The following is a 25,271-nucleotide window of genomic DNA, read 5'->3' as shown; positions in this document are numbered from 1 at the left end:
TAAGGCTCTGGTTCTCCGATTTATGTCCAACTAAAACATGGTCTTTCTACAAGAACGATAACATATTGTGTATTTATACACAATAGCCCTATAAATCATTAACAATATTATGTACCCATATTCCTTTTCTTACAAGAATAAGACCTAGTGTTGCCTTAGGAATATCAACACATTGAACAAGTATATAAATTATAAGAATTGGTAGACTTGTTAGCCTTGTTAGTAATAAAGCAGCCATAAAAGTAAAGACAAATGTATAACCACTATCAAATAAGAATGTTAAAAACGTTTTTCCACCTGCTCGCATAGTAAAATAACTACTATAATAAACAGAAATAACAGGTAGCATACATGCTGCTACTTTAAGTAAAGATGTTGCAAGATTTTTTACTTCTACAGATGTGTTATAAATTTGTGGAATATAAATAGAAACATTAAATAAAACAACAGCCAACGTAAAACACATGATAAAGTTCATAAACACCATTTTCAAATCATAATCTTTCGCTCTTTCAATTTCACCTGCACCAAGTTGTTGTCCAACAACAATTGAAATAGAATTTCCCATAGCATAACAAACAATCATAAAGAAATTAGTAACGGTTGTGGTAATATTAATCGCTGCAACAGCAACAAGTCCTCTTGTAGAATAGCTTTGAGAAATCAAAGCAATAGAAATAGACCATAAGATTTCATTACATAAAAGAGGTAATCCTCTTTTCAACATTTCTTTAGTTGTATCAAAAGGAACTTTCTTCATCTTAATAGCATCTTTTAAATAAAGATTTCGAGAACCCCCTATAATATTAATACTCATTTCAATCACACGAGAAACAACCGTTCCAATCGCCGCGCCTGAAACCCCTAATTGTGGAAATCCAAAATGTCCAAAGATCAAAATATAATTAATACAGAAATTGACAATCACGGCGACCACACTCGCAATCATTGGTAAAACCGTATTTCCTGTTTCTCTAAGTGACGATGAATAAACTTGTGTAATTACAAAAGGAATCAGTCCAATGAGCATAATTTTTAAATAATCCATTCCATAATTTAAAGTTTTTAAACTATCTTGCGGATTATCATTTAAATATAAAGAAATCAATTGTTGTCCAAATGTATAGAATAAAAAAATAGCTAGCAGTGCAATTATAATTCCTATAATCAATTTGATCCTAAAACAATTCTCCACTCCTTCTTTATTTTTCTTTCCATAAAACTGTGCCATAAAGATTCCTGGACCTGACATAGCGCCAAAAATCGTGACATTAAATACTTGTAATAATTGATTAGTAATAGAAACTCCTGACATAGAAAGTGTTCCTAATTGTCCAATCATAATATTATCTAATAAACTTGCAAGATTTGTAAAACCATTTTGAATAACAATGGGTATACAAATCGCAAGAACCATTTTATAAAATCCTTTACTTCCAATTAGTTTTTTCATATTCCCTCCTATGTGTAAAAGACATTATAATCGATTTTGCATTTAAAAAAAAGAGCTTTCGCTCTTTTGGTTATTTATTATCTCCTAATAATTGAAGAATATCTAAGAAGATATTAACAAAGTCTAAATAAAGATTAAATGCTCCATAAATACTTAATTTTTCTAACATTTCTGGATTAGATGAAGCATAATTATAAAGTTGTAATGATTTTTGCATATCATATGCCGTAATTCCTGCAAATAATGCAAGTGAAATAAGTGGCATAATAAGTGTTCCCACACCTAAATGAAAAATCATCACAATAACTGAAAAAATAATATAAACAAATAATCCTGCTAAACAGATTGTTCCAATTCTTGTTAGATCCATTTTAATCACTGTTCCTAGTACAACAAGCACACCAAAGTAAATAGCTGCTACTAAAAAAGCCAGTGCAACACTAAAGGAAGTATAGCTTGCAATAACATAAGAAAATGTCACACCAGTAATGACTGAATAGATCATATAAAGAACTTTTGCCGTAATTGGTTTCATTGTCATTAAACGTCTTGATAAACTAATAACAACCGCAAATTGAAAAATAATTAAAATGAAAGGAAGCATTCCTGCATAAGACATAAATGATGATTTTTCTAAAGCAAAAGCCGTCACAAAAGTTGTTAAAACACCTATAATCATCCATTTAAAAATATTGTTAATGTATTGTTGTATCGTCATTGAACGATCTTCAACATATTCATAAGTTTTGTTATCCATATTCATTCTCCTATCCTTGAATAATACGATTTTCTAAAATTTTCTTTTCAGGTAAAGCTTTTTCAACATATCCTAAAATACAACAACCAACACCAACATAATCTTCTAAATGCCATTTTTGAAGATATTGTTGTCCCTTTTCTAACTCAAACATTTCTTTACAACGATTGATCCAACAAGAACCTATATTTAAAGCATAAGCTCCTGTTTGCATAGCACCAATCACTAATGAACCATCTTTTATACCATTACTTTCATCTTTTGGGACAAAGATAAAACATACTGTTGGTGCCCCATAAAAAGGATCAACATCTTTTCCAAAAATAATCGCATTAAGTTTTGAAAGTTCTTTGATTTCTTCTTGATTTTGAACAACCACAATTTTACTTGATTGTTTATTTTTACCACTAGGGGCATTTAAACCACAAGCTAAAATCATTTGTAATTCTTCATTTTTAATTTGTTCTTGTTTAAAACTACGACAACTTCTTCTTGTTGTAAGTGCTTCGATTGCATCCATTTTTATCTCTCCAATCCTAAAATATAATTGATAAATTGTTGAGCAGTTCTTCCTGAAGTTCCACCATGAGATAATTCCCATTTATTGGCTTCTAATAAAAGTTCTTTTTCATCCATTTCTATATTATTTTTATGCGCTAATTCTAAAACAATATGATTAAATTCTTTTTTCATTGGTTTAGAATAATTGATTTTAACGCCAAAACGATTAACTAATGAAAGTTTTTCTTCCATGGTATCTGATTGATGCATTCCATTTTCTTGAACAACATCATTACGATCAGACCAGTTTTCTTTAATAAGATGTCTTCTATTACTTGTTGCATAAATAAGAATATTTTCAGGTTTTGTTTCAACCCCACCTTCAATTACTGCTTTTAAGAATTTATATTCAATTTCAAATTCTTCAAATGATAAATCATCCATATAGATAATGAAACGATAATTTCTATTTTTAATCATCGCAATAATATTTGATAAATCTTTAAACTGATGTTTATAGATTTCAATCATTCTTAAACCTTGATCATAAAATTCATTTACAATTGCTTTAATACTTGTTGATTTCCCTGTTCCACTATCCCCATAAAGTAAAACATTATTTGCTTTTCTTCCTTCAACAAAAGCTACAGTATTATCTAATAACTTTTTCTTTTGAATTTCATACCCAACTAAATCATCTAAAACAACTTCATCCATATTATTAATTGGTTTTAATTCTACATAGTTTTCATGACTTGTCGCAATTCTAAAGGCTTTATTTAAACCAAACATACCTACACCATAATCTTTGTAGAATTGCGTTACAACGTCAAAGAATTCTTGTTCATTCTTTGTTTCTTCTAATTTTTTAGAAAGTTCTTGGACTTTTAAAGAAACATTCTTATTGTACATCAATTCTGGTTTAGATAAAGCTTTATAATCAGCAAGTGTTGAAAAACAATCAATATTTAATTCTTTTTCAATACTCCTAAAATCATAATGGAAAAGATCATAAAATACTTTAAAATCATTTAAAGCAAAATGATTAACAGTTCCTTCTCTTGCTCCTTGTTTTTCACAAGTCATACTAAATGGATTTTCATTTGTCATTAATAAATAAGTTAAATAATTATGCCATAAATTATCATTAAATCCATATTGAGTTGCAAGTTCTAATAATCTTTTTATTTGTCCATAAATTTCTTGACGAAGTTCATGATTTGATTTTTCATCATCTGATAACAACTTAGCAAGTTGTACTAAAATTTCATCCTCTGGTAAATTCCCATAAAGAATTAAGTTTGATATTAATTCATACATATATATAATCCCCCTAATTTTCTTTATTTTACCGCATCTTTTAGGAAAATGAAATAAAATGATGTATAATAGTTTCAATGAGGTGAAAAAAATGGAAAATGGTGTTTTATTACAAGGGTTTCATTGGTATATAAAACCTGAAGAAAAACTTTGGAAACAACTTCAAGAAAAAGTAAAATCTTATAAAGAAATGGGTTTTTCAGCTATTTGGCTACCACCTGCTTATAAAGGCGTTGGTGGTATCAATGATAATGGTTATGGTGTTTATGATCTTTATGATTTGGGAGAATTTAATCAAAAAGGAAGTATTGAAACAAAATATGGGACAAAAGAGGACTATTTAGCGTGTATTCAAGCTTTTCAAAAAGCAGGAATTGATGTTTATGGAGATATTGTCTTAAATCATAAAATGGGCGCTGACGGTACTGAAATTGTTAACGCAAAAGAAGTCAATCGTCAAAATACTAATGAAATCATTTCTGGTGATGAACAAATTAAAGTCTATACTCTTTTTACTTTTCCTGGTAGAAATAAAAAATATTCTGATTTTATTTGGCATTGGTATCATTTTGATGGGATTGATTATGATGAAAAGACCCATCGTAATACCATTTTCCTTTTTGATCAAAAAAGTTGGGATCAAGAAGTCGATGATGAAAATGGCAATTATGATTATTTAATGGGAGCGGATTTAGATTTTGGAAATGAAGAAACCGTTCAAGAAGTTACCTCATGGCTTTATTGGTATATAAATTTAACTAAAATCAATGGCTTACGTCTCGATGCTGTTAAACATATTCCCGCTTCTTTTTATAAAAACCTCTTGCCAAAAATATATCACGATTTTAATAAAGAATTATTTACGGTTGGTGAGTATTGGCACGGAGATGTGTATCATTTAGAAAAGTATTTAAAAGAAGTCAATTTTGAAATGTCTTTATTTGATGTTCCTCTTCACTATCATTTTTACGATGCAAGTCATAATGAAAATTATGATTTTTCTCATATTTTTGATCAAACGCTTGTTTCCATGTATCCTTCAAATGCAGTTACTTTTGTCGATAATCATGATACGGAACCAAGTCAATCATTAGCTTCTTTCATTCCTGATTGGTTTAAAGGACATGCTTATTGTTTAACTCTTTTAAGAAAAGCAGGGTATCCTTGTGTTTTCTATGGTGATTTAGAAGGTATTGATTATGAAAATGTTTCTTCAAAAAAAGAAATGCTTCAACAGCTCCTTTCTTTAAGAAAACAATATAACGAAGGAAATCAAGAGGATTATTTCGATCATCCTCATTTAATTGGTTGGACAAGACATACTGAAACAAAAGCAATGGTTATTATTATGACGAATTCAACTGGTGGTATTAAATCAATGTATGTTGGTAAAGAAGATCGTCATTGTTATTATGTCAATGTCTTTAATGGTTATCAAAGAGTTCTTATTAATGAAGATGGTTACGGTGATTTTTATTGTGAGGATAAAAACTTTGCTGTATACGTAAAAGAGTAATGATTCAGTTTTACTGATTCATTACTCTTTTTTATAATTATAAAATTAGTTTTTTTCATATAATCCAGTTAAATTCAATTCAATCTTTACAACAGTTTCTTTTACATCAATATTTTCAAAATCATTCCCACATGTTATTGCTTCTGGAACATCAGAAAATGAAACCAAATATCTTCCATCATCTTCTTTTAAGAAAATGACAGGATAATATAATTTCATACTCTTTCTCCTTCTTATATTTTTCATTGAAATTATTTTTGTACTTAAACCTCTCAAAATTTATTCTTTCCTAAAAAAAACGGGTGTCTTACCCGCAAATTGAGGGACCCTGGTCTTACGACCAGCCCAATTAACAGATTTCTATTGCAAGTAGAGTGTACCATAAATCTATCTTCTTTTCATACATGTTTAAAAAAAAGAAGGATTTCTCCTTCTAATATTGTAAAAAGATTTCTCTTATTTCATCACGATCATGTGTTTGTGTTAAAGCAAGCATTAATAAAACTCTCGCTTTTTGTGGCGATAAGGTATTTGATGAAATACATAAATGATGTGGATCAAAGATTTCATCATCAAAAACAATTCCTTGTGAAATACGTGAAGAACGTACAAAAATTGTACCCTTTTCAGAAAGTTCTTCGATTGCTTTTAACCAAGCTTGGCTATAATTTCCACTTCCTGACCCTGCAATAACAATCCCTTCATGATCACTTGCAAGATCATATAAGATTTTAGCATCCGCACCACTGTAATAAAAAGCAATCGCTACACTTTTAATAGAATCAATACGTTTGTTAAAACGTGATTTTATCGTATGAATCTTACTTGTTTGTGTATAGAAATAGACTTCTTGATCTTGCATATATCCTAAACATCCAAGAGATCTTTGATCAAAGGCATCAATTTTAAAATTATTAACTTTTTCAATATCTCTTCCTGAATAAATTGTATTAGAAAATAAAGCAAGAACCCCACGGTTATAAGATTCTCCATGACAAGCTAAACAAATAGCTTGATAAAGATTAAATGGACCATCTGCACTCGTTGCTGTTGCTGGACGCATTGCTCCTGTTAAAACAACAGGTTTTGGGGTATTTAATGTTAAAGTTAAAAAATAAGCTGTTTCATCTAAAGTATCTGTTCCATGAGTGACAACCGCACCATCAATCGTATCATCCGACAAAATTTCTTCAATATTATTTTTTAAAATCAACCATTTTTCATGAGTCATTTCATTACTATCAATATTCATTAATTGATATTCTTTAATATGCGCCACTTCATTGATTTCTGGAATTGTTTCAATAATTGAATCAATATCAATTTCTCCTGCATGATATGCTGCAGTTTTCCCTTTTTTTCCAGTACCAGCAATTGTACCACCTGTTGCTACAATAGCAATTGTTTTCATAGTTCCTCCTTAATATCGTATTTCAAAAGATTTTTCATACTCTTTTATATTTAATAAATGATAATGGATTTGTTCTATTTCAATAAATGGTTGTTGATAGAGCTTTTCAATCATTCTTTCTATTTGCATTCCTTCTCCCTGAACTTCCATAGAAACCGAACCATCATATTCATTTTTTACAAACCCCGTTAATTTTAATTCATTTGCGATAGAAAAGCAACGAAAACGAAAACCAACACCTTGAACTCTGCCTTTAAATAAATACTTTCTTCTTTCCATAAAAAATAACCGGTTTCCCCGATTATTTTAAACTATCTAAAATTTCTTTCATTTTAAAGGCAAGTCCTTGGCATTTTTCTACTGATAAAGAACATAAAGCAACACGAATACCTTTATTGACTTTAATTGTATAAATATCTTGAGCAAGCATTGCTTCATGGAATCGTGTTAATAAATCATCATCTTCCACTTTTAAAGTAACAAAGAAACCTTCTTTATATGGATAATAAGTTAAACCACATTCATCTGCTTCTTTTTTAAAGACTTCACATCTTTGTCTTAATAAATCAACATATTTTCCTTTTTCTTCGTTAAATTCATCTTTATGTTCAGTTGTAACTTTAACAAAGTTTTCCATTGCTGCATTAGGAATATTTGACCAAGAAGCTCTTGCATGTTTTTCCATTAAGATTTCAAGTGCTCGAACATCTTCTTGATTTCTTGCTAAAATAACAGCACCCCCACATCTTAAACCATAAGATGTAAGTGTTTTAGAACAAGAGAACGCTACAACAATCATGACTTGATCATTCATACGATTAAATGCATTCATATAATCTCTTGATCTTTCTAAGTTATAAGAATAGTCAATATAAGCAATATCATCTAAGATAATAACAGGTCCTTCATTTGATAATTCATTACAAAAATCAATCACTTGATTCCATTCTTCAACTGTCATAGAATATCCTGTTGGGTTATGACATGGGTCATTGATAATCGCTAAAACTTTACCTTGTCTTGCCATTACTTCACGACAAGTTTCTTTAAAGCTTGTAATATTGAATGTATCTCCATCAAACATTTGATAGGCTTGTACTTTACAATTAGCAATCGTTGCCATTGATTTATAGTTACCCCATGCAATATGAGGAATAATTAAAGTTTGACCTTCGTCTAATACATTTAAAATCGTTGAACTTACAGCTCCTGAACCTCCAGGTGTTCCAATAACACTATGACATAAATCAAGTTTTGTGTCTTGTACGACCCAATTATAAACTTGTTTTCTAAAGTTTGGATTTCCACTAAAACTAGAAGCATATTTTGCTTTTGTTCTATTATCTAAACTGTTATACGTATTAAATACGGTATCTAATGCAACTAAATTTCCATCTTCATCATATAATGAACCAATTGTCGCATTGACAATATTTTCTTTTCCTTTTTTAGCAATTGCATCATTTGCTAGATTTACAATCTTAAAAACATTATCAACAATTGGTTGATGATCAATATTTTCTCTAATAAATTTTTTCATCACACATACCTCTTCATATTCATTATTACTTGTATCTTATCATACTTTAATAAAAAATTCTCTAATTTTAAAGATTTTTTTAATTAAATACAATTTATCTTATTTCTTTTGTTCCATCTAACTCTTGATAAATCATCCAAATTTTCTTAACTAAACGATGTGGCAAAATCTTCATTCCTAAGATTTGTATTCGATTGATTGTTCCATATAAAGAAACATCCTTAGAACTTTCCATATCTTTGATAGCTTTTTTAATAACATCTTTTGCTTTATAAACTTTTCCATAACGAATCACAACAGGCTTTTTATCTTTTTCAACTGCACGATCAAAGAACTCTGTTTCTACCCAATAAGGACATATAGCTAAAACATGAATTTGTCGATATTTTAATTCTTCATTTAAAGCTCTTGAATAACTTAAGACAAATGCTTTGGTCGAAGCATAAATATTTAAATAAGGGATTGGCATATAACCACTACATGAAGCAAGATTGACAATATAGCTTTTTTTATGCATATAAGGTAAAACACTATTGACCATTTTAACAACTGCAAGCATATTTAAATTCATCATATTTTCAATAACTTCAATTGACATATTTTCATAATGATCTAATTTTCCATAGCCTGAACAATTAATCAATGCTTTTACTCTAGGTTTTTCTTGAAATAAAGCTTCTTGAATAATTTCAAAAGATTCTTTTTGCGTTAAATCTAAAGCAAAAATTTTTACCTTTGTTTGTAGTTTTTCCTTTAAACATTCTAATCTTTCTTTTCTTCTAGCAATCACCCATATTTCATCTACTTGATACTTCTTTTCAATTTGCATAGCAAATTCTCTTCCCATACCTGAACTTGCTCCAGTTACAATTATTATTTCTTTCATTTTTTATCACCACTTCTATTATAAGTTTCTTTCGAAGCAAGTCAAAATATTCTCCTTTTTTTCATAATATAAAAAAGCGCTTACAATTATTCTTTTTATGATAGAATATAGATAAGTTATTTATATTTAAACATACAATATGATTATTATTTAAGGAAGGAAATGTTTATGAAAAAAAATCGTAGTTTAAACTTGAAGTATGCTGGTAGCCAAATTTTCTACTTTGCTGCTTTTGCTTCTATGATGGGTTATGCTTCTGTCTTTTTATTAGATAAAGGATGTACAAACTCACAAATTGGTATTGCTCTTGCCCTTTCAAGTATTATCGCTGTTATATTACAACCAATGCTTGCTTCTTTTGCAGACAATCATAAAAATATTGAAATGCGAAATATCATTGCACCAATTGTTTTATTAGTCATTGCTTTATCCGCAATTCTTTATTTAATTCCAGGAAGTGCTTTATTTGTTTTATTTTTAGTAGTTACTATTTTTTCAATCATGTCATCAATCATGCCCCTAATGAATTCTCTTGCCTTTGTTTTTGAACAACATGGTATTGAAATCAACTATGGTCTTGCTCGTGGATTAGGTTCTGTAGCTTATGCAATCGCTTCTCTTGTTTTAGGACATGTTGTCGAAAGTTTTTCACCAGGTATTTTACCTCTATTCTATATTATTTTTACAGCTTTATTATTTGTTGTTGTTAAAATGTTTGTTTTACCAAAAGGTTATGAAAAAGAAGTAGTCAAAGAAGATACAAAACAAGAAGAAACAGAACAACTTTCTTTTGGTAAGTTCTGTATGAAATATAAAAAATTTATTTTATTTTTAGTTGGTTTTGTACTTGTCTATTTTGCGCATACAATTATCAATAACTTCTTTATTCAAATTATTACAAATATCGGTGGAACAAGTGCTGATATGGGAAATGCTGTTTTCGTTGCAGCCATGTTGGAACTTCCAACAATGGCTTTCTTTACAAAGATGTCTGAAAAAATTAATTGTGGAACACTTATTAAATTTTCAATTTTAATGTTCTGTGTAAAACATGCACTTACATATTTTGCGACAAACATGATTATGATTTATCTTGCCCAAGTATGTCAAATGTTTGCCTATGCTTTATTTGTTCCAGCCTCTGTTTATTATGTTAATGAAAAAATTGCTGTTGCCGATCGTGTTAAAGGACAATCGCTTGTTACAACTTCAATGACTTTATCAGGAGTATTTGCAAACTTCGCAGGTGGAATTATGCTTGATGCTTTAGGTGTTGGACATGTTTTACTTGCTGGTGTCATCTTATCAATCGTCGGTGCTGTTATTGTTATTTTAACGACAGAAAAAGTTTAAGCGACTCAATATTGAGCCGCTTTTTTTATGAGCTTATTTCTTTCTTCTTTATTTAAAGGACGTGACATACCTTCTGATAAGTTTTCATCCAAAAGAATTTCATCAAATGAAATTCTTTTTAAAGAAACAACTTCATTCTTCAATGATAAAAACATCTTTTTGATTTGATGATATTTTCCTTCTTCTATTGTCACATACCCGTGATAATCATCTATAATTTCAAGTTTTGCTGGTAAACATTGAATACTTTTATCAATGATGATTCCCCTTTTAAAAGCTTCTTGATCTTCCTTATTAAGTCTTTCTTTTGTTTCAACAAGATAAGTCTTCTCTACATGATTTTGTGGTAACAATAATTTCTTTAAACTTTTATCATTAGTAAGAATTAAAAGTCCTGTCGTATCACGATCTAATCTTCCTAAACAAAAACAATCTGGATAATCAATTAAATCAACAACACATTTTTCCTTTTCATCTTTATTGGCACAAAGATAACCTTGTGGTTTATTGAGCATAAGATAATGAAATGGTTGACTCTTTAACATTTTTCCCTGATAAATAAGAACATCCTCTTCTTGGATTTTTCTTTTACAATTGGTTTCAACAACACCATTCACTTGGATCAAACCATGTTTAATAAGTGTTTTACATTCTTTAACATTACCTAAATTATTGTACATTAAAATATAATATAAATCTTTCATACTAATCCTTATAATTTTCTTCTAACCAACGTGCTACCGCATCTTGGTCGTGACGACCAATAATACCTGTTGCTTTTTCTTTAAGCTCTTCACAGGCATTTTCTACCGCATAGCTTTCATCCGCTATTTCAAACATCGATAAATCATTTAAACCATCGCCAAACACAACAACCTTCTCACATTTTAAATAATCTTTTAATTGTAAAATAGCATGCGCTTTGGTTGCATTTTTAGGTAAGATTTCAAGCCACCAATCTTGGCTATAGATATCTTTAGAAAATAAGCATTGATATCGATCTTTTAAATCATAATAAAAACTTTCTAGCTGTTTTTTTGAAGCAATACATGAAACATAGAAAACATCGCCTTGAAAGAGATTATTTTCAACTGGATTTTTTCTTTTATCATTACGTGTACTTATAAAATCTAGTTGTTGTTTCGTTGATTTACTAGAAATGTAACTAAATTTTTCTTGTTCATTTATAAAAGCATAAACAATAGGATAAAAGTCTTTTTGATTAAAATAATGAGCTAACTCATTGACTTCTTTTTTTAAAAAGAAATTAGATACTAAAATTTCTTGGCTTTGATTATCAATAATAAAGGCGCCATTATAAAGAATCAAAGGAATTTTTGCACTTAAGCCTTTGGTTGCTGGTTTGGCTGAATAATAAGATCTTGCGGTTGCATAAGAAAACAACATTCCTTGATCAACAAGTTTTTCAATTGTTTGATTAGTATAAGTTGATGTTTGTTGTTGACTATTTAAAAGCGTACCGTCTAAATCAGAAACATACAGTGTTTTCATTTTAACGAATAAAGTTTGTCGTTCTCTTTTTATTTTGAGGAACTTCAATTCCTGCTTTTTTACCAGCTTCAATACATTTTAACATCCAAGCCATATTTTTACCTAAAGCATACATTGTATCTAATCCCTCTCTATCTTGTTCAACATCACTTGGTGTATGTCCATGCACTTCATTCCAATAGTTTGATGTGACAATAGGCATTTCAGAAATACTTAAATGCTTGTTTAAAACATCCATACTTGTGACACTTCCTGCTCTTCTTGATGAAGAAATCACAGCTGCTGGTTTATGAACAAATGCAGATTTAGCACTATAAAAAACACGATCCATAAAGCTTTGAATTTTACCTGTTGGATGTGCATAATAAACAGGTGTTCCAAAGATAAAGCCATCAGCATCTTTTGCCATTTCTACAAATTCATTAACACAATCATCAAAAATACATTTTCCTGCCTTCGCACATGTATTACAAGCAATACAATCTTGTAAAGGAACATTAGGAATATGATAAATCAATGTTTCTATTCCTTCTTCCTTTAATGCCTTTTCTACTTCTTCTAACGCTCTATTTGTACACCCTTTAGGATGTGGTCCTCCATTAACTAATAATACTTTCATTTCCTTTTTCCTCCTATTTTTATTGTAAATCACTCTTTATAATATGACAAATAATTATTTGTATAACTTGATATAAGAAAAAGAAATCACTAAGATTTCACAAATCTTATAATATTTTCAATGTGGAACGACATAACTGCAAGTACGTCTACCCTTTTTACATATGATAAGTACGTATGGTCAATCGTATCTACTACATTATTTAACGATTGAAAAGTTATCGTTAAATGTTATAAGTTCGGATAATCCCCCTTTAGCAACCCATTTCTTCGCATTGTCCTTATCTATCAAGGATAGCTCTTACCTCCTGTTTCAAAACACATCTCCCTATTTTTATAAAACTATTTTTTAAGCCTAACACCTAATAGACTTTCAATGAAATCACGAGCACACTTGCGTTTCAACTTGCTTTGATTTATCTGATTGTGATAGTTTTCAAACTCCAGTAACAAAATGCCAATAGTTTTTTTATTACTTTTTTCTAGAAATGGGCAAAAAAAATAGAGCATATAGATTTCTCTATACACTCTACCTTTTCATTTCATATTAAATTTTTGAGTTCGAAAAACTAGAAGTTCACTTCTTATTATAAATTGTCCTCTCGAATTTCAGATAACGACTGTCCTAAAAGATCAGCTTTCCTTCATCTCCTTCTGCCAGCATCCCATACTTTTTTCCATATACAGAAAACTCCATCCAAATGGTGTTCTAGCAAGGGATTTTTCCCTTGAACCCATCATTTATGATATATGGTGGCGCTTTTCGCCCCTAATAGTGAAAGTGGGGGCACTTTCTGCCCCCACTCAGGAAATGTTGCTAAAATACTGTTTAGATTTATCATACATACAAAATGGAAGTTATCTATTTCTCCTCTTCGTTAAGACCTAGTTCATTACATATTACTTGCTATCCATCATACCTTATTCTTTCAACCAGCGTTTCCTTTTTCAGATTACTGCTTAAAACGAGGGAAAGCACAATCTGCAACAGACCGACCAGCAAAATCATAGCAAGAATTGGTGTAATTGGAACATGATAGATATTCATTCCAAATATTCCATTATGTTTTGCATAGGAAAAAAGTGCATAGCCGAGCGGCAGACCAATGATCAAAGCTACGCATATGGTGCCAACCGTAAAAATCAGTCCCTGTAACTGCAGGCATAAATTTAATTGTTTATTTGTCATACCCACAGCCTGTAATACACCATATTCCTGCTTTTTTGTCGTAATATTCATGATCATGGTGTTTGCCATATTCATAAAACCGATGAGTCCTACAACCGCCATAAACAGATAACAGCCAAGCTTCATCATGCGAGCTGCTAATTCTGCAGATTGTAACTGTGCATGATAGGTATCCATTTTTATATGCGAAGCATTAGAAATCAAAGTATTCAGACTCTGTTCCACAGATGCTACATCTTTTTTATCACAGTCCACCCACAGATAGCCATAGGCTGTTCCTCTCAGATTCATGGAACGGTATACACCTTCTGGAATGACAAGATAAGTGTCCGCACTTACAAAGGATCCTGCAATCTTTCCCTGATAGGTATAGGTTCCACTTCCATTCTCAAAGTCAAATGCAATGGATTCTCCCGGAGCATATCCATCTTGTTCCATCCACGTCGACCAGCCAAAGAAAATATCACCATTCTTTACCGCCTGTTCATAGTCCATAGAGCCAATATCCCCGTCTTGGCGCATAAAATCAAAATCCTTTTTACTCACAATAGTAGCCGGAAATCTCGTTCCGTTCAGATTTACAGAGACAATCTCTCTCGTCATGACATCTGTCACTCCCGGAATGCTTTTGATTTCTTCAATCAGCGAATCATTCAATGGATTGTCCGTCAGAATCGTATCCAGATTATTCTTCGGATATCTTTCATCATACTCAGCAGAATAGTCAAGCTGCAGTTCGAATTGTCCATGATTAACGGAAAGACGTGCTTCATGCTCCGTGTCAATATTTCCCACATAATTAGAGATAATCACAAACAATGTGCAAGAAAGCCCCATTGTGAGGATGGTACCAATGGTTCTTTTTGGATTACCCGTCACATTTGCCATTGCCATAGAAAACACAGTGACATTTTTTCTGCCAATTCGCTTTCCCTTTTTTTGTGTTTTTGTATTTTCTAAATACCGTGTTGCTTCGATAGGTGAAATCCGTGAAACAATTTTCATTGGTTTACGCAGTGCCAAAGCAACGGTAAGAAATGATACGAAAATACATAGAAACATAATAGGCAGAGAATATAGTGGCACCTGCTGATTTTGGACTCCTATAGAGCCAGTTCCGGTTGATACAAAGTTTCCCTGTTCTACCAGCCAGTTAAAACCGCATTTTGCAATCAGAAAGCCAAAAAGCAATCCAACTGGTATTGAAAAAAATGTCAAAAAAATGCCCTCTCTGAAGATCAGTTGTTTCATCTGCTTTTTTGTCGCTCCCAGAGCCTTAATTTTTCCATACTCCTGTATCTTGTTGGCAATACCGACCTGAAAAATATTATAAATGACCACAACAGAGAAAAGTACAATTGCAAGAATCAGAATTCCACATACCGCAATCATTTCATAACTCGGCTGCAAGACCCATTGCAAATAGAGATCATTGACTATAACGTTTTTTTCTTCGATCCCACAAGCTGCTGCAATCTGCTTTATAACCGAATCAATATTATTCATAGATACATTTGCAGAATCATTTAAAGTAAAATAAATATTATACTGTCTGTCATTCTCTGCGACGTGCTCATCATAAAACTCCTGTGACCCGAAAGCAACATAAGATGCCTCGATGGTATGCTCATCCCGATCATATAGGATTCCGCTGACAACAAATTCTTCCGGCTTATATTCTGACTGCATCCCTGCGCGGTAATCCAGTGTAACCGTATCTCCGATCTTTACATCACCATACCCCATTGCACGAAAAAATGCTCTTCCTGCGGCAATTTCCTGCATTTTTTCCGGATACTTTCCTTCCTTCAACTCATATTCTTTATTATAAGGAAGCATTTTTCTTGCAGTCTCATCCATGCAGACAAACCCGCCTTTTTCATTGCCTTTTATGATACCTTCGGTGCACATAGTGCCTGTAGCATCTATTTCCGCACGGCGGTTTACTTCTTTTAACTGCGATCCGTCTGCGGAAACAAACAGACCATAATTGCTTCCATATGAGCTTGCCGCCTGACTTTTCTGCAAACGGATCATTCCATTTCCCACAGTACTGATAATCACAAGCAGCATCGTGGTCAGACAGATTGCTATCATGATCAGTATACTTCTTGTCCTGTTCTTTTTGTCATTTCTATATGCAATCCTGCTTATTGTCTTCATCTGAAATCCACCACCTGTCCGTCCTCAATCACCAGAATACGGTCAGCGACCTGTGCAATTTCGTCATCATGGGTAATCATTACAATTGTCTGTCCATATTTTTTTGCTGTCATCTTAAGCAGAGCGATTACCTCATCACTGGTCTTAGAATCAAGATTTCCGGTCGGCTCATCTGCAAATATAATTTCCGGACGATTCACCAGTGCTCTTGCAATTGCTACTCTCTGCTGCTGTCCTCCGGATAACTGATTTGGCAGATTATAAATCCGGTTTTCAATCCCCAAAGTTGCAATAATATCATTTACATACGCTTCATCCACTTTTCTTCCATCCAGCCCCAGTGGCAGTACAATATTTTCCCAGACATTAACAGATGAAACCAGATTAAATGCCTGAAAAACAAATCCGATTTTTCTTCTGCGGAAAACAGCAAGGGCATCTTCCTTCATCCTGTATAAATCTTTCCCTGCTAAAGTAACACTGCCTTTTGTCGGGGTGTCTAGCCCTCCAAGCATATGAAGTAATGTACTTTTACCGGAACCTGACTTTCCAACAATTGCAACAAATTCTCCCCGCTCAATCTGAATGTCCACCTGATTGACCGCTTTGACCTGATTCTCACCTGCGCCATAAAACTTACAAAGCTGCTTGGTTTCTAATATCACACTCATGTGTTTTGCCTCCTTTTCATCCTACATCAAAATTGTATCAGGACAATCTTTCATTTCACTTTCAAAAAACGAGCAGAAGTCTTACAAAATTGTAAGATTTCTGCTCACTTAAAATTTATCCAACATATGGTAATTGAATCACAAACGTGCTTCCTTTTTTCTTTTTGCCGGAGGTTACCGTGATCGTACCTGCGTGTTTTTCGATAATTTCTCTCGATAGAAAAAGTCCGATTCCTGTACCACTCTTTTCCATGACCTCCCTGGAACTTCCTCTGTAAAATCGTTGAAAAATTTTGTGATACTCATTCTGCGGAATACCAATTCCCTGATCCTCAATTTCCATTCTTACAAGATTGTTTCTTTTTTGCAACCGAATAAATATTTTTGAACCACACGGACTGTACTTGACTGCATTATCCAGAACGTTGATAACAGCTTCACCAAGCCACCTTTTATCCTGCATAATCGTGCATGTTTCCAGCTCTTTTTCATAGTCAAAAACGAATTCTATCTCTTTCTCATCTGCTTTGGGATAAGTACGGTTCACAGCAGATATGACAGTATCCATAAGCGGAAGTTTTTTCTTATTCATCTGAATCAGTCCAGTTTCCATCTTGGATATTTCAAGAAGCGACTGCAATAATGTCTCCAGACCATCCAGAGCACTCCGACAACGGACACGAAACTCCTCCTGTTCTGTGGCACTTAAGTCATTCTGCATCAGCACACTAAAGCATATATCTAAAGCTGCAACCGGTGTCTTTAACTGGTGAGAAATATCAGAAACCATTTCTTTCGTGCTCTCTTTTTCTTCCCGTGCTTCTTCCTTTAGCAACTGAATATGATGTCCGATTGCTTCAAGTTGATCATTCAAATTTTCCAGTTCTGTGTGATTTTCCGTTTTCAGTAAATCATCAAATTTATTTTCACGGAATCTAATCAGAATTTCTTCCAACTGATCTAAAATTTTCTGATGACACACATCTTCTTTTTTCTTCCAATAAAGTAAAAAAGTAAAAAGAAGCACGCATATCACAGTGCTTACAGCACCGGTCACCATAACCTGATGCCAGAATTGCGAATAAAATGCATTCCCTTTATTTCCCCAGTATCCATATTGCTCCAATAATCGCCTTCCCTGTTCGTTAGTTTCAATATCCTTATCCTTAAGCAATTCCGAAACAGCATCCAGCCCGGAAAATTCTTCCTTTGCAGCAATATCTGTCATAAGATTCATTTTATATTTATAATCTTCATAAAACACATACGTGGTAAAGCAATTTAATATTGCAAACAATATTATGACAGGCAATACCACAGAGAGCACTACTGTGATCTTCTTGCGATATCTCTTTATCACTGCCTTACCTCCTGATTCCATATATACCCAAGACCCCTGATATTCTTTATATAGACCGGTGCAGCCGGATTGTCTTCGATTTTCTTACGGAGTCTTCTGATATTGACAGCGATTGTATTTTCATCCACAAAATCCCCTTCCAGATCAAACACATTTTCCAATATTTGTGTTTTTGAAAGAATCTGTTTCGGATTCTGAAGAAAAAAAGTCAGCATTTTCAACTCCGTTTTTGTCAGACTGATTTCACGACTCTTTATCAGGACTTTCATTTCTCCTGCGATAAATACGATATCTCCCGAAATCATCTTTTCGGCTTCCGTTTTCTCCTGTCTGCGGCGGAAATATGCTTCTATTTTCAAAAGAAGTACCGAAAGACTAAACGGCTTTGTAATATAATCATCTGCCCCTGCTTCATATCCCATGACCTGATCCATCTCCTGATCAAGTGCTGTAAGACAAATAATGTATGTATTATAATTGCATCTCATCCACCTTACAAATTCCAGTCCATTCCCATCCGGAAGATTCACATCACAAATGGTAACATCCACATTATGATCACTTGCAATTCTTTTCGCTTTTTTCACTGATTCTGCTGAAAAAACCTCATATCCGGATTTTTTCAGTGAGAATGTAATTCCACGATTTAAATTTTCATCATCTTCAACCACGAGTATACCTGGCATAGCACCTGCACCTCCCTTTATTAACTATTCATCTTAAAATGCTTCAATGCCTCCACAATTGCACTCTTCTTTCTCTTGCCATTTTGGTTACCTCATTTCATTTTTATTTATTATAAACAGTTCTCTTTAGAATTGTCCAATAAAGTGTAACCTATCCATCCATTACAACTGAATTATTGAGAATACTTAAACTTGTCGCTATCATTAATGCGCTCCGCCTTGCTGTATCTAATAAGAGTTCTACTTCCTCTAGGGAGAGCGCATATTTCTTCTCTTCCTGATTTTCAACCTTGTTAACAACTTCAATCTCACTTGCCTTAAAGGTGTTTTTCTGTTCAGTGACGATTTGAGCGGCTTTTATGGGTTTATCAAAATCCTTTATTGCAGATATGAACAATTTGAGATTTTCCCACCCAGCCTTCACTTTTGATTTTGCCACTGGAACTACTTTCTCTTCTATCCATATCCCCGCTTTTTCAGTTCCACACTCAAGTAGCTGAGTGGTTGCATCTCTAATCACGGGAACAACAACCTCATCAATAAGTCGTTCTCCAAGAGAACGCTCCGCTTGTGGGACAGAAATGTATTCGGTTCTTATTAATTCTTTTTCATCCACTTCCAGCAAATCAACGGGACCATTTAAATCATTATTATCATCGGGGAATTGCAATGCAGATTTCGTACCATCCGGATTCACCTTTGTATTTAAGTGACTGCCATCTTTACGAACTACTCTGTAAAGTTTCTCGTCTGTATGTTTTTCTGCCATATCAAAACCCTCCTGTCATCTATTCCACTGCCAAGTATGCCACTTAGTATCGAGTGGCTTGAACTGCGGTCGACCCTGGCAACAATCCTAGTGCCACAACCTCTGATATCTAATCCACAGCCTAAACCCTACCGCTATTCTCCAACTACTCAATTTTTCTCCAGCCAGGCAGAAAAGTAGATATGTTTCCATATAAGAAAACCGAGCTTTCCGCAAGGCTTCTTACGATGATACCAACCTTACAAAAAGCCCGGAAATGCGCTACTTTTCAGCACTTAATTTTATTTTCTTGACAGCAAACATACAGTCTCCACATGGAAAGTATGCGGGAACATATCTACTGGTTGACAATGTGTAATTGTATACCCGTGTTCATTTAAATACTTAGCATCTCTTGCTTGAGTGGCTACATCACATGAAATATAAATAATTTCTTTAGGATTTGCCTGTAATAAATGTTCTAAGAATTCTTCTGAACATCCTTTTCGTGGTGGATCAACAAAAACAACATCTAAATGGGTATTTTTCTTAACAAGCTCAACCATATATTTTCCAGCATCATCACAGACAAATTCTGCATTATCTATTTTATTAAGTAAAGCATTATTTTTAGCATCTTCAATGGCTTGTGGAACAACTTCGACTCCGTAGATTTTCTTTACATGCTTTGCAAGTGAAAGGGTAATGGTTCCAATTCCACAATACGCATCTAAAACAGTTGATTCTTTTGTAAGATGTGCTAAATCAATCGCTGTTTGATAAAGTTTTTCTACTTGAATAGGATTGATTTGATAGAATGATTTTAAGGAAATTTTATATTGATTGTCTAATAATGTATCATAAATATAACCTTTTCCATAAAGTATCTTTTCTTCATCACCTAAAATAACATTATCATGTCTTTCATTGATATTTTGAATAATGGTTTTAATATGTGGAAATTCTTTAACAAGTGTTTCAACAATTTGATCAATATGTTTAATTGTCTTTTGATAAGTAATAAAACATAGCATAAATTCTTCACTGTGATAGCCTTTTTTAGTAAGAACATGTTTAATATTACCTTTATGTGTTGTTTTATCATAAGGTTTAATATCATATTTTACAAAGAGTTCTTTCACTCTTTGAATCACTGCATTTGATTCTTTATTTTGAATAAGACATTCATCACAAGCAATAATATCGTTTGTTCTTTGTTTATAAAAACCTGTTACTAATTGACCATTTTTATCATAACCTAAAGGCATTTGAACTTTATTTCGATAATACCAAGGATCTTCTTGCATCAAACAAGGTTGTACATCAACTTCTAAATGTCCAATTCTTTCCATACAATCCTTTACTCTTTTTGTTTTAAATTCTTGTTGTCCCTTACTTGATAAATGCATTAAATGACATCCACCGCATCCTTGATAAATATGACATTTAGGATTCACTCTTTCAGGTGAAGGTTTTTGTAATTCAATTAAACGTCCTACCCCATAATTTTTTAACATTTTAATACATTTAATTTGTCCAACTTCCCCTGTAATCATGCCATTTACAAAATAAGTAAATCCTTCATATTTAACGATTCCTTTTCCATCATGAGATTGATCAACACATTCTCCTATAAAATAATCATTTTTCTTCATTTTTTCCTCCAAAAAAACGAGCTGAGCTCGTTTATTGATTATTATTTGCGGCAGCTTTATTTGCTGCATCGACTTCTGCTTGTCTTTGAATTGCTTTATCTGCTGATGCTTGATCTTTAACATTTTGACCTGTATAAGTAATTGCATCAACACCTGCATGTTTTGTTCCAAATAATGGGAAATCACTTTCACCATTAGATTTTACAATAATTTCTAAATCATATTGTAAACGTCCATTTGCTTTATTTAAAAGTTGTGACCATGCAGCACCATCTTCTTTACTTTGTCCCATTGCATCATCAAAAGTATGTAAAGAATTTTCAACTAAAGATTTAGCAGTATCAACTTGAATATTATCTGATAATTGATAAGTAAGCTTAATTGTACGACAACCAACTTTAATTGCAACATCTTGAATATTTTCATCTTGTTCTATTTGTGATTCAACTTGAGTAATTGCATTTTTATCAACAGATAATAATTTCACACATCTTTCTCCATAAACAGGTCCATTATTATTTCCTGAAAAAACAAAAATATAAAGGAAAAAAGCAACTACTGCAACAACAAATAAAGTTAAAACAACATGCCATATTTTAAGCTTTCTCTTTTTCTTTTTTGGTTTAGCCACCTTTTTCTCCTTTACTTCATCATCAAATGTAAATTTCCCTGTATGATTTGCATGAATATCATTATTTGGTTTTAATTCATCTTTATCAAATTCGATTGTATCATCAAAAGAAAATCTTTCTCTTGCCATTCTTTCACCTTCTCTTCTACCATTGTATCAAATGTCTATCATTAATACAACAATGTACTTTGTGCATCCTTTCCAGCATTTTTAATCACAACAGCTTTCAATCCATCTTGATCATTAATCACTGCATAACTATCAAATCCAGAAAAATGATTATCCATTTGGTCTGCAACTGTTTCTACTACATAAATAAGTTCTGTATAACTTTTTACACTCGCAGTAATTTGAATTTTTAAACTTTGAATTGAACCATCTTTATATTTCCCATAACCTACAACACCAACAGCTTCAGTTGAAGCATTTTTTACATTGTTTTTAAAAACCGAAAATTGTGAATATAGAGCTTCATCTGCTTTATTTGCTTCATCACTTGTAAAAATATAAGTAGCATAATCTAAAGATTTAATATTTCCAACTTTTCCATTTTGACAATAACTACTATAAATAAAGCGTCCATTATAACTATTTTCTTCACTGTCATTTTGACGATAAACAGCAATAAAAGTAGGAATATCTTTCACAGATTTTTTTGTTTGTAAGTACTTATATAATCTAGAAATCGTTTCTTTTGCATAACTGTCTATACTTCCTTCAGATAAAGTTGCATTCGTTCCACCTTTTGGATCTAGAATAATCGCTATAGACATTCCTTTTAAAGTATACTTATCTCCACTTTTTTCATAATAATCTTGTTCACTAATATTTTCTACCATCTTATTAATTTCTTGACCATCAACTAATTCTCCATTGAGTGGTTGTAAAGAATATTTTTCTTTCTTTAAAAGTTGATTTTTATCATTTTGAACAAGTTGTAGACCTTCAGACATATAATAATCTGAAGTAGAGAAATAATCTGTCGATAAAGCTTGTAATTCTCTTCCTATTGTTTGAAAATCTTCAGAGGAAGAAAAATCTTGATAAAAAGTTTCTCTTACAAGATTCGTTCCTAAATTAACAATAGGATAAAATGAATCATCTAAAGAATCAGTAGATGATGTATCTTGGCTACTTTTTGTTTCTTTTTTACTTGTTTTTGACGTACATCCTGTACAAAGAAGTAAACATAATATAACTGTAAATAGTTTTTTCATGAGCACCCTCCTTTTTTGGCACATTATAGCATAAAATTATGATTTTATCATTTCCATAAACATTTCTTCCGTTAAAACTGGAATATTTAAAGATTGTGCTTTTGTAAGCTTACTACCTGCATTTTCCCCTGCTAATAAATAGGTTGTCTTTTTAGAAACGGATCCAGAAACTTTACCACCATTATTTTCTATTAAAGTAGCTGCTTCTTTTCTAGATAATGTAGGAAGTGTTCCTGTAACAACAAAAGTCATATTTTCTAATATAGATGAACTTTGAGTATCTTCAATTTCCATCTTTAATCCATAGTGCTCTAATTTATGAATGATTTCTTTATTCTTTTCATCTTTAAAATAATCAATTAAAATTTGTGCACTGGTATCACCAATATCATTGACTTCAACAAGTTGTTCATAAGAAGCATTCATCAATTGATCCATCGTTTTAAATTTCTTCATTAAAGATTTTGCAGCCGATTTACCAATATTTGAAATACCTAAAGCAGTTAAAACCTTCGTTGCATCATTTTCTTTACTTTTTTCAATGGCATTTAATAAATTATCTGTACTTTTAACAAGACCAATTACCTTTTTATCTAAAAGTTCTTGTCTTTTATCTTTTAAAATATAAATATCACTGACATCATGAATATACCCTTGATCTATTAAAGTTTCAACATACGATAAACCAAAACCTTTAATATCCATGGCATCTCTTCCTACAAAATTAACAACATTTCTAACTAGTTTACTTGGACATGTAGGATTAGAACATTTAATATCAACTGTCCCCTCTTCTTGATACGTTGGTGCCCCACATACAGGACACGTATTTCCTATTTGATAAGGAACACTTCCTGCAGGTCTTTTATCTTTATTGACACCTTTAACTTTAGGAATGATTTCTCCTGATTTATAAACAATGATCGTATCGCCAAGACGTACATCTAAACTATCAATAAAATCTTGATTATGAAGCGTTGCTCTTGAAACCGTTGTTCCACATAAACGGACTGGTTCAAAGATAGCTGTTGGTGTAATTCTACCTGTTCTTCCAACTGAAAGTTCTATATCTAAAAGCTTTGTTTCTTTTTCTTCTGGTGGATATTTATAAGCCACGGCCCAACGAGGCACTTTGGCTGTTTGCCCTAATTGTTGTCTTTGTGCATAGCTATCAATTTTAACAACTGCTCCATCAATATCATAGCCTAATTGATCTCTGCTTTCACCAATCATTTCAATTGCTTTCCATACTTCTTCAAAATTGTGACATACTTGATAATTATCAATTACCTTCATGCCTTGAATTTTTAAATATTCATAGCCTTGACTATGACTTGTAATTTCTTTTCCTCGAATATCTTGAATATTAAAAATAAACATAGAAAGATTTCTTTGTTTTGTAATACGACTATCTAATTGACGTAATGTCCCTGCCGCACAGTTTCTAGGATTTGCGAAAGTTTTTTTATTATTAAGCTCCTGAATTTCATTTACTTTATCAAAGGCCTCATTTGTCATATAAACTTCACCACGTACTTCAAGATATTCAATAGGTTCCTTTAATTTATTTTTAACATCTTTGATTACTTTAGCATTAACGGTTACATCTTCTCCTTGAATGATTCCATCTCCACGAGTAATAGCCGTTGTTAAAAGACCATTTTCATATCTTAAAGCCATTGAAAGACCATCAATTTTATATTCAACAACAAACACAGGATCAACTAATGTTTCTTGCATTGATTTTACGAAGTCTTGGACTTCTTCTTTAGAAAAAACATCTTGTAAAGAAAGCATAGGAACACGGTGTCTTACTAAAACTCCTGCTTCTCTTTTAGCACTTCCTCCAACATGTTGTGTTGGTGAATTTGGTGTGACAAATTCAGGATGATCCTTTTCTATTTTTTTAAGTTCTTTCATCATCATATCATATTCATAATCACTTATTTCTGGATCGTCTTGGTTATAATAACGATCATTATGATATTCAATTGTTTTTACTAATTCTTCATATCTTTTTAAATCATCCATATTCTTACTCCTTTTTAAAATCTTTTTTATTATAACAAAATAATACTAAAAAG

Annotated in this window: 23 protein-coding genes; 2 read left to right on the top strand and 21 right to left on the bottom strand. The window is 32.1% G+C overall.

Translation table 11 applies throughout. From position 1 onward, the window contains the following. Positions 1 to 88 precede the first annotated feature (88 nt). The 4 genes from OCV55_RS01420 to OCV55_RS01405 form a co-directional block, all read right to left on the bottom strand. The gene (locus tag OCV55_RS01420; RefSeq protein ID WP_147579587.1) at positions 89 to 1,453 is read right to left on the bottom strand and encodes an MATE family efflux transporter; all 1,365 of its coding nucleotides are present in this window, start codon (positions 1,451 to 1,453) and stop codon (positions 89 to 91) included. A gap of 70 nt (positions 1,454 to 1,523) precedes the next feature. Beyond that, on the bottom strand, positions 1,524 to 2,210 hold the full coding sequence (locus OCV55_RS01415) for a Bax inhibitor-1/YccA family protein (protein ID WP_267309759.1): 687 nt from the start codon (positions 2,208 to 2,210) through the stop codon (positions 1,524 to 1,526). 10 nt (positions 2,211 to 2,220) lie between these two features. Then, positions 2,221 to 2,730, bottom strand: a complete 510-nt coding sequence (locus OCV55_RS01410) for a nitroreductase family protein (RefSeq protein ID WP_118469618.1) — start codon at positions 2,728 to 2,730, stop codon at positions 2,221 to 2,223. 2 nt (positions 2,731 to 2,732) lie between these two features. Beyond that, positions 2,733 to 4,031, bottom strand: a complete 1,299-nt coding sequence (locus tag OCV55_RS01405) for an ATP-binding protein (protein WP_032090421.1) — start codon at positions 4,029 to 4,031, stop codon at positions 2,733 to 2,735. Between the two features lie 91 nt (positions 4,032 to 4,122). Here OCV55_RS01405 and OCV55_RS01400 point away from each other — a divergent pair, with 91 nt between their 5' ends. Further along, the gene (locus tag OCV55_RS01400) at positions 4,123 to 5,547 is read left to right on the top strand and encodes an alpha-amylase (RefSeq protein WP_147579583.1); all 1,425 of its coding nucleotides are present in this window, start codon (positions 4,123 to 4,125) and stop codon (positions 5,545 to 5,547) included. A 45-nt stretch (positions 5,548 to 5,592) separates the two neighbouring features. Here the strand turns inward: OCV55_RS01400 and OCV55_RS01395 are convergent, their stop codons facing one another. The 5 genes from OCV55_RS01395 to OCV55_RS01375 all read right to left on the bottom strand — a co-directional run bounded on the left by OCV55_RS01395 (position 5,593) and on the right by OCV55_RS01375 (position 9,384). Further along, complete coding sequence (locus OCV55_RS01395) at positions 5,593 to 5,766, bottom strand: type II toxin-antitoxin system HicB family antitoxin (RefSeq protein ID WP_267309758.1); 174 nt, start codon at positions 5,764 to 5,766, stop codon at positions 5,593 to 5,595. A gap of 214 nt (positions 5,767 to 5,980) precedes the next feature. After that, positions 5,981 to 6,958, bottom strand: coding sequence for an asparaginase (locus tag OCV55_RS01390; RefSeq protein ID WP_032090426.1), 978 nt, complete (start codon positions 6,956 to 6,958; stop codon positions 5,981 to 5,983). 9 nt (positions 6,959 to 6,967) lie between these two features. Beyond that, positions 6,968 to 7,237 (bottom strand): acylphosphatase, encoded by a 270-nt coding sequence (locus OCV55_RS01385; RefSeq protein ID WP_032090427.1) that lies wholly within the window; start codon positions 7,235 to 7,237, stop codon positions 6,968 to 6,970. Between the two features lie 22 nt (positions 7,238 to 7,259). After that, the gene (locus OCV55_RS01380) at positions 7,260 to 8,498 is read right to left on the bottom strand and encodes a pyridoxal phosphate-dependent aminotransferase (RefSeq protein ID WP_119363620.1); all 1,239 of its coding nucleotides are present in this window, start codon (positions 8,496 to 8,498) and stop codon (positions 7,260 to 7,262) included. A gap of 94 nt (positions 8,499 to 8,592) precedes the next feature. Beyond that, positions 8,593 to 9,384 carry an SDR family NAD(P)-dependent oxidoreductase gene (locus OCV55_RS01375; RefSeq protein ID WP_119363621.1) on the bottom strand — a complete coding sequence of 264 codons (792 nt, stop codon included), beginning with the start codon at positions 9,382 to 9,384 and terminating at the stop codon, positions 8,593 to 8,595. Positions 9,385 to 9,552: 168 nt separating this feature from the next. Between OCV55_RS01375 and OCV55_RS01370 the strand changes: the two genes are divergently transcribed. Next, complete coding sequence (locus tag OCV55_RS01370) at positions 9,553 to 10,737, top strand: MFS transporter (protein ID WP_117849692.1); 1,185 nt, start codon at positions 9,553 to 9,555, stop codon at positions 10,735 to 10,737. 5 nt (positions 10,738 to 10,742) lie between these two features. Here OCV55_RS01370 and OCV55_RS01365 read toward each other — a convergent pair whose 3' ends face one another. The 12 genes from OCV55_RS01365 to ligA form a co-directional block, all read right to left on the bottom strand. Continuing rightward, a complete protein-coding gene (locus tag OCV55_RS01365) occupies positions 10,743 to 11,441 on the bottom strand; it encodes a 16S rRNA pseudouridine(516) synthase (protein WP_267309757.1) in 699 nt (232 codons plus the stop codon). Position 11,442: 1 nt separating this feature from the next. Continuing rightward, the gene (locus tag OCV55_RS01360; RefSeq protein WP_147579581.1) at positions 11,443 to 12,249 is read right to left on the bottom strand and encodes an HAD family hydrolase; all 807 of its coding nucleotides are present in this window, start codon (positions 12,247 to 12,249) and stop codon (positions 11,443 to 11,445) included. A gap of 1 nt (position 12,250) precedes the next feature. After that, on the bottom strand, positions 12,251 to 12,868 hold the full coding sequence (locus tag OCV55_RS01355; RefSeq protein ID WP_147579580.1) for a flavodoxin family protein: 618 nt from the start codon (positions 12,866 to 12,868) through the stop codon (positions 12,251 to 12,253). A gap of 906 nt (positions 12,869 to 13,774) precedes the next feature. Next, positions 13,775 to 16,219 (bottom strand): ABC transporter permease, encoded by a 2,445-nt coding sequence (locus OCV55_RS01345; protein ID WP_147579578.1) that lies wholly within the window; start codon positions 16,217 to 16,219, stop codon positions 13,775 to 13,777. Further along, positions 16,216 to 16,890 (bottom strand): ABC transporter ATP-binding protein, encoded by a 675-nt coding sequence (locus tag OCV55_RS01340; RefSeq protein WP_005340169.1) that lies wholly within the window; start codon positions 16,888 to 16,890, stop codon positions 16,216 to 16,218. Before OCV55_RS01340 ends, OCV55_RS01345 begins: the two co-directional genes overlap by 4 nt. Before the next feature lie 115 nt (positions 16,891 to 17,005). Further along, a complete protein-coding gene (locus tag OCV55_RS01335) occupies positions 17,006 to 18,250 on the bottom strand; it encodes a sensor histidine kinase (RefSeq protein WP_394802843.1) in 1,245 nt (414 codons plus the stop codon). Further along, positions 18,247 to 18,936 (bottom strand): response regulator transcription factor, encoded by a 690-nt coding sequence (locus tag OCV55_RS01330; protein WP_117813163.1) that lies wholly within the window; start codon positions 18,934 to 18,936, stop codon positions 18,247 to 18,249. Before OCV55_RS01330 ends, OCV55_RS01335 begins: the two co-directional genes overlap by 4 nt. 151 nt (positions 18,937 to 19,087) lie before the next feature. After that, positions 19,088 to 19,705, bottom strand: coding sequence for a hypothetical protein (locus OCV55_RS01325; RefSeq protein WP_147579576.1), 618 nt, complete (start codon positions 19,703 to 19,705; stop codon positions 19,088 to 19,090). 281 nt (positions 19,706 to 19,986) lie between these two features. Beyond that, on the bottom strand, positions 19,987 to 21,339 hold the full coding sequence (gene rlmD, locus OCV55_RS01320) for a 23S rRNA (uracil(1939)-C(5))-methyltransferase RlmD (RefSeq protein WP_147579575.1): 1,353 nt from the start codon (positions 21,337 to 21,339) through the stop codon (positions 19,987 to 19,989). A gap of 31 nt (positions 21,340 to 21,370) precedes the next feature. Further along, positions 21,371 to 22,099 (bottom strand): hypothetical protein, encoded by a 729-nt coding sequence (locus OCV55_RS01315; RefSeq protein ID WP_119363627.1) that lies wholly within the window; start codon positions 22,097 to 22,099, stop codon positions 21,371 to 21,373. Positions 22,100 to 22,140: 41 nt separating this feature from the next. Next, positions 22,141 to 23,187, bottom strand: a complete 1,047-nt coding sequence (locus tag OCV55_RS01310) for a CamS family sex pheromone protein (protein ID WP_107028963.1) — start codon at positions 23,185 to 23,187, stop codon at positions 22,141 to 22,143. 36 nt (positions 23,188 to 23,223) lie between these two features. Continuing rightward, positions 23,224 to 25,218, bottom strand: a complete 1,995-nt coding sequence (gene ligA / locus OCV55_RS01305; RefSeq protein ID WP_147579574.1) for an NAD-dependent DNA ligase LigA — start codon at positions 25,216 to 25,218, stop codon at positions 23,224 to 23,226. Between the last annotated feature and the right edge of the window lie 53 nt (positions 25,219 to 25,271).

The sequence above is a fragment of the [Clostridium] ammoniilyticum genome, assembly GCF_025566905.1.
Lineage (GTDB): Bacteria > Bacillota_I > Bacilli_A > Erysipelotrichales > Coprobacillaceae > Faecalibacillus > Faecalibacillus intestinalis.
The sequence above is the reverse complement of the archived record's forward strand: the minus strand, read 5'-3'. Positions and strand labels throughout refer to the sequence as shown.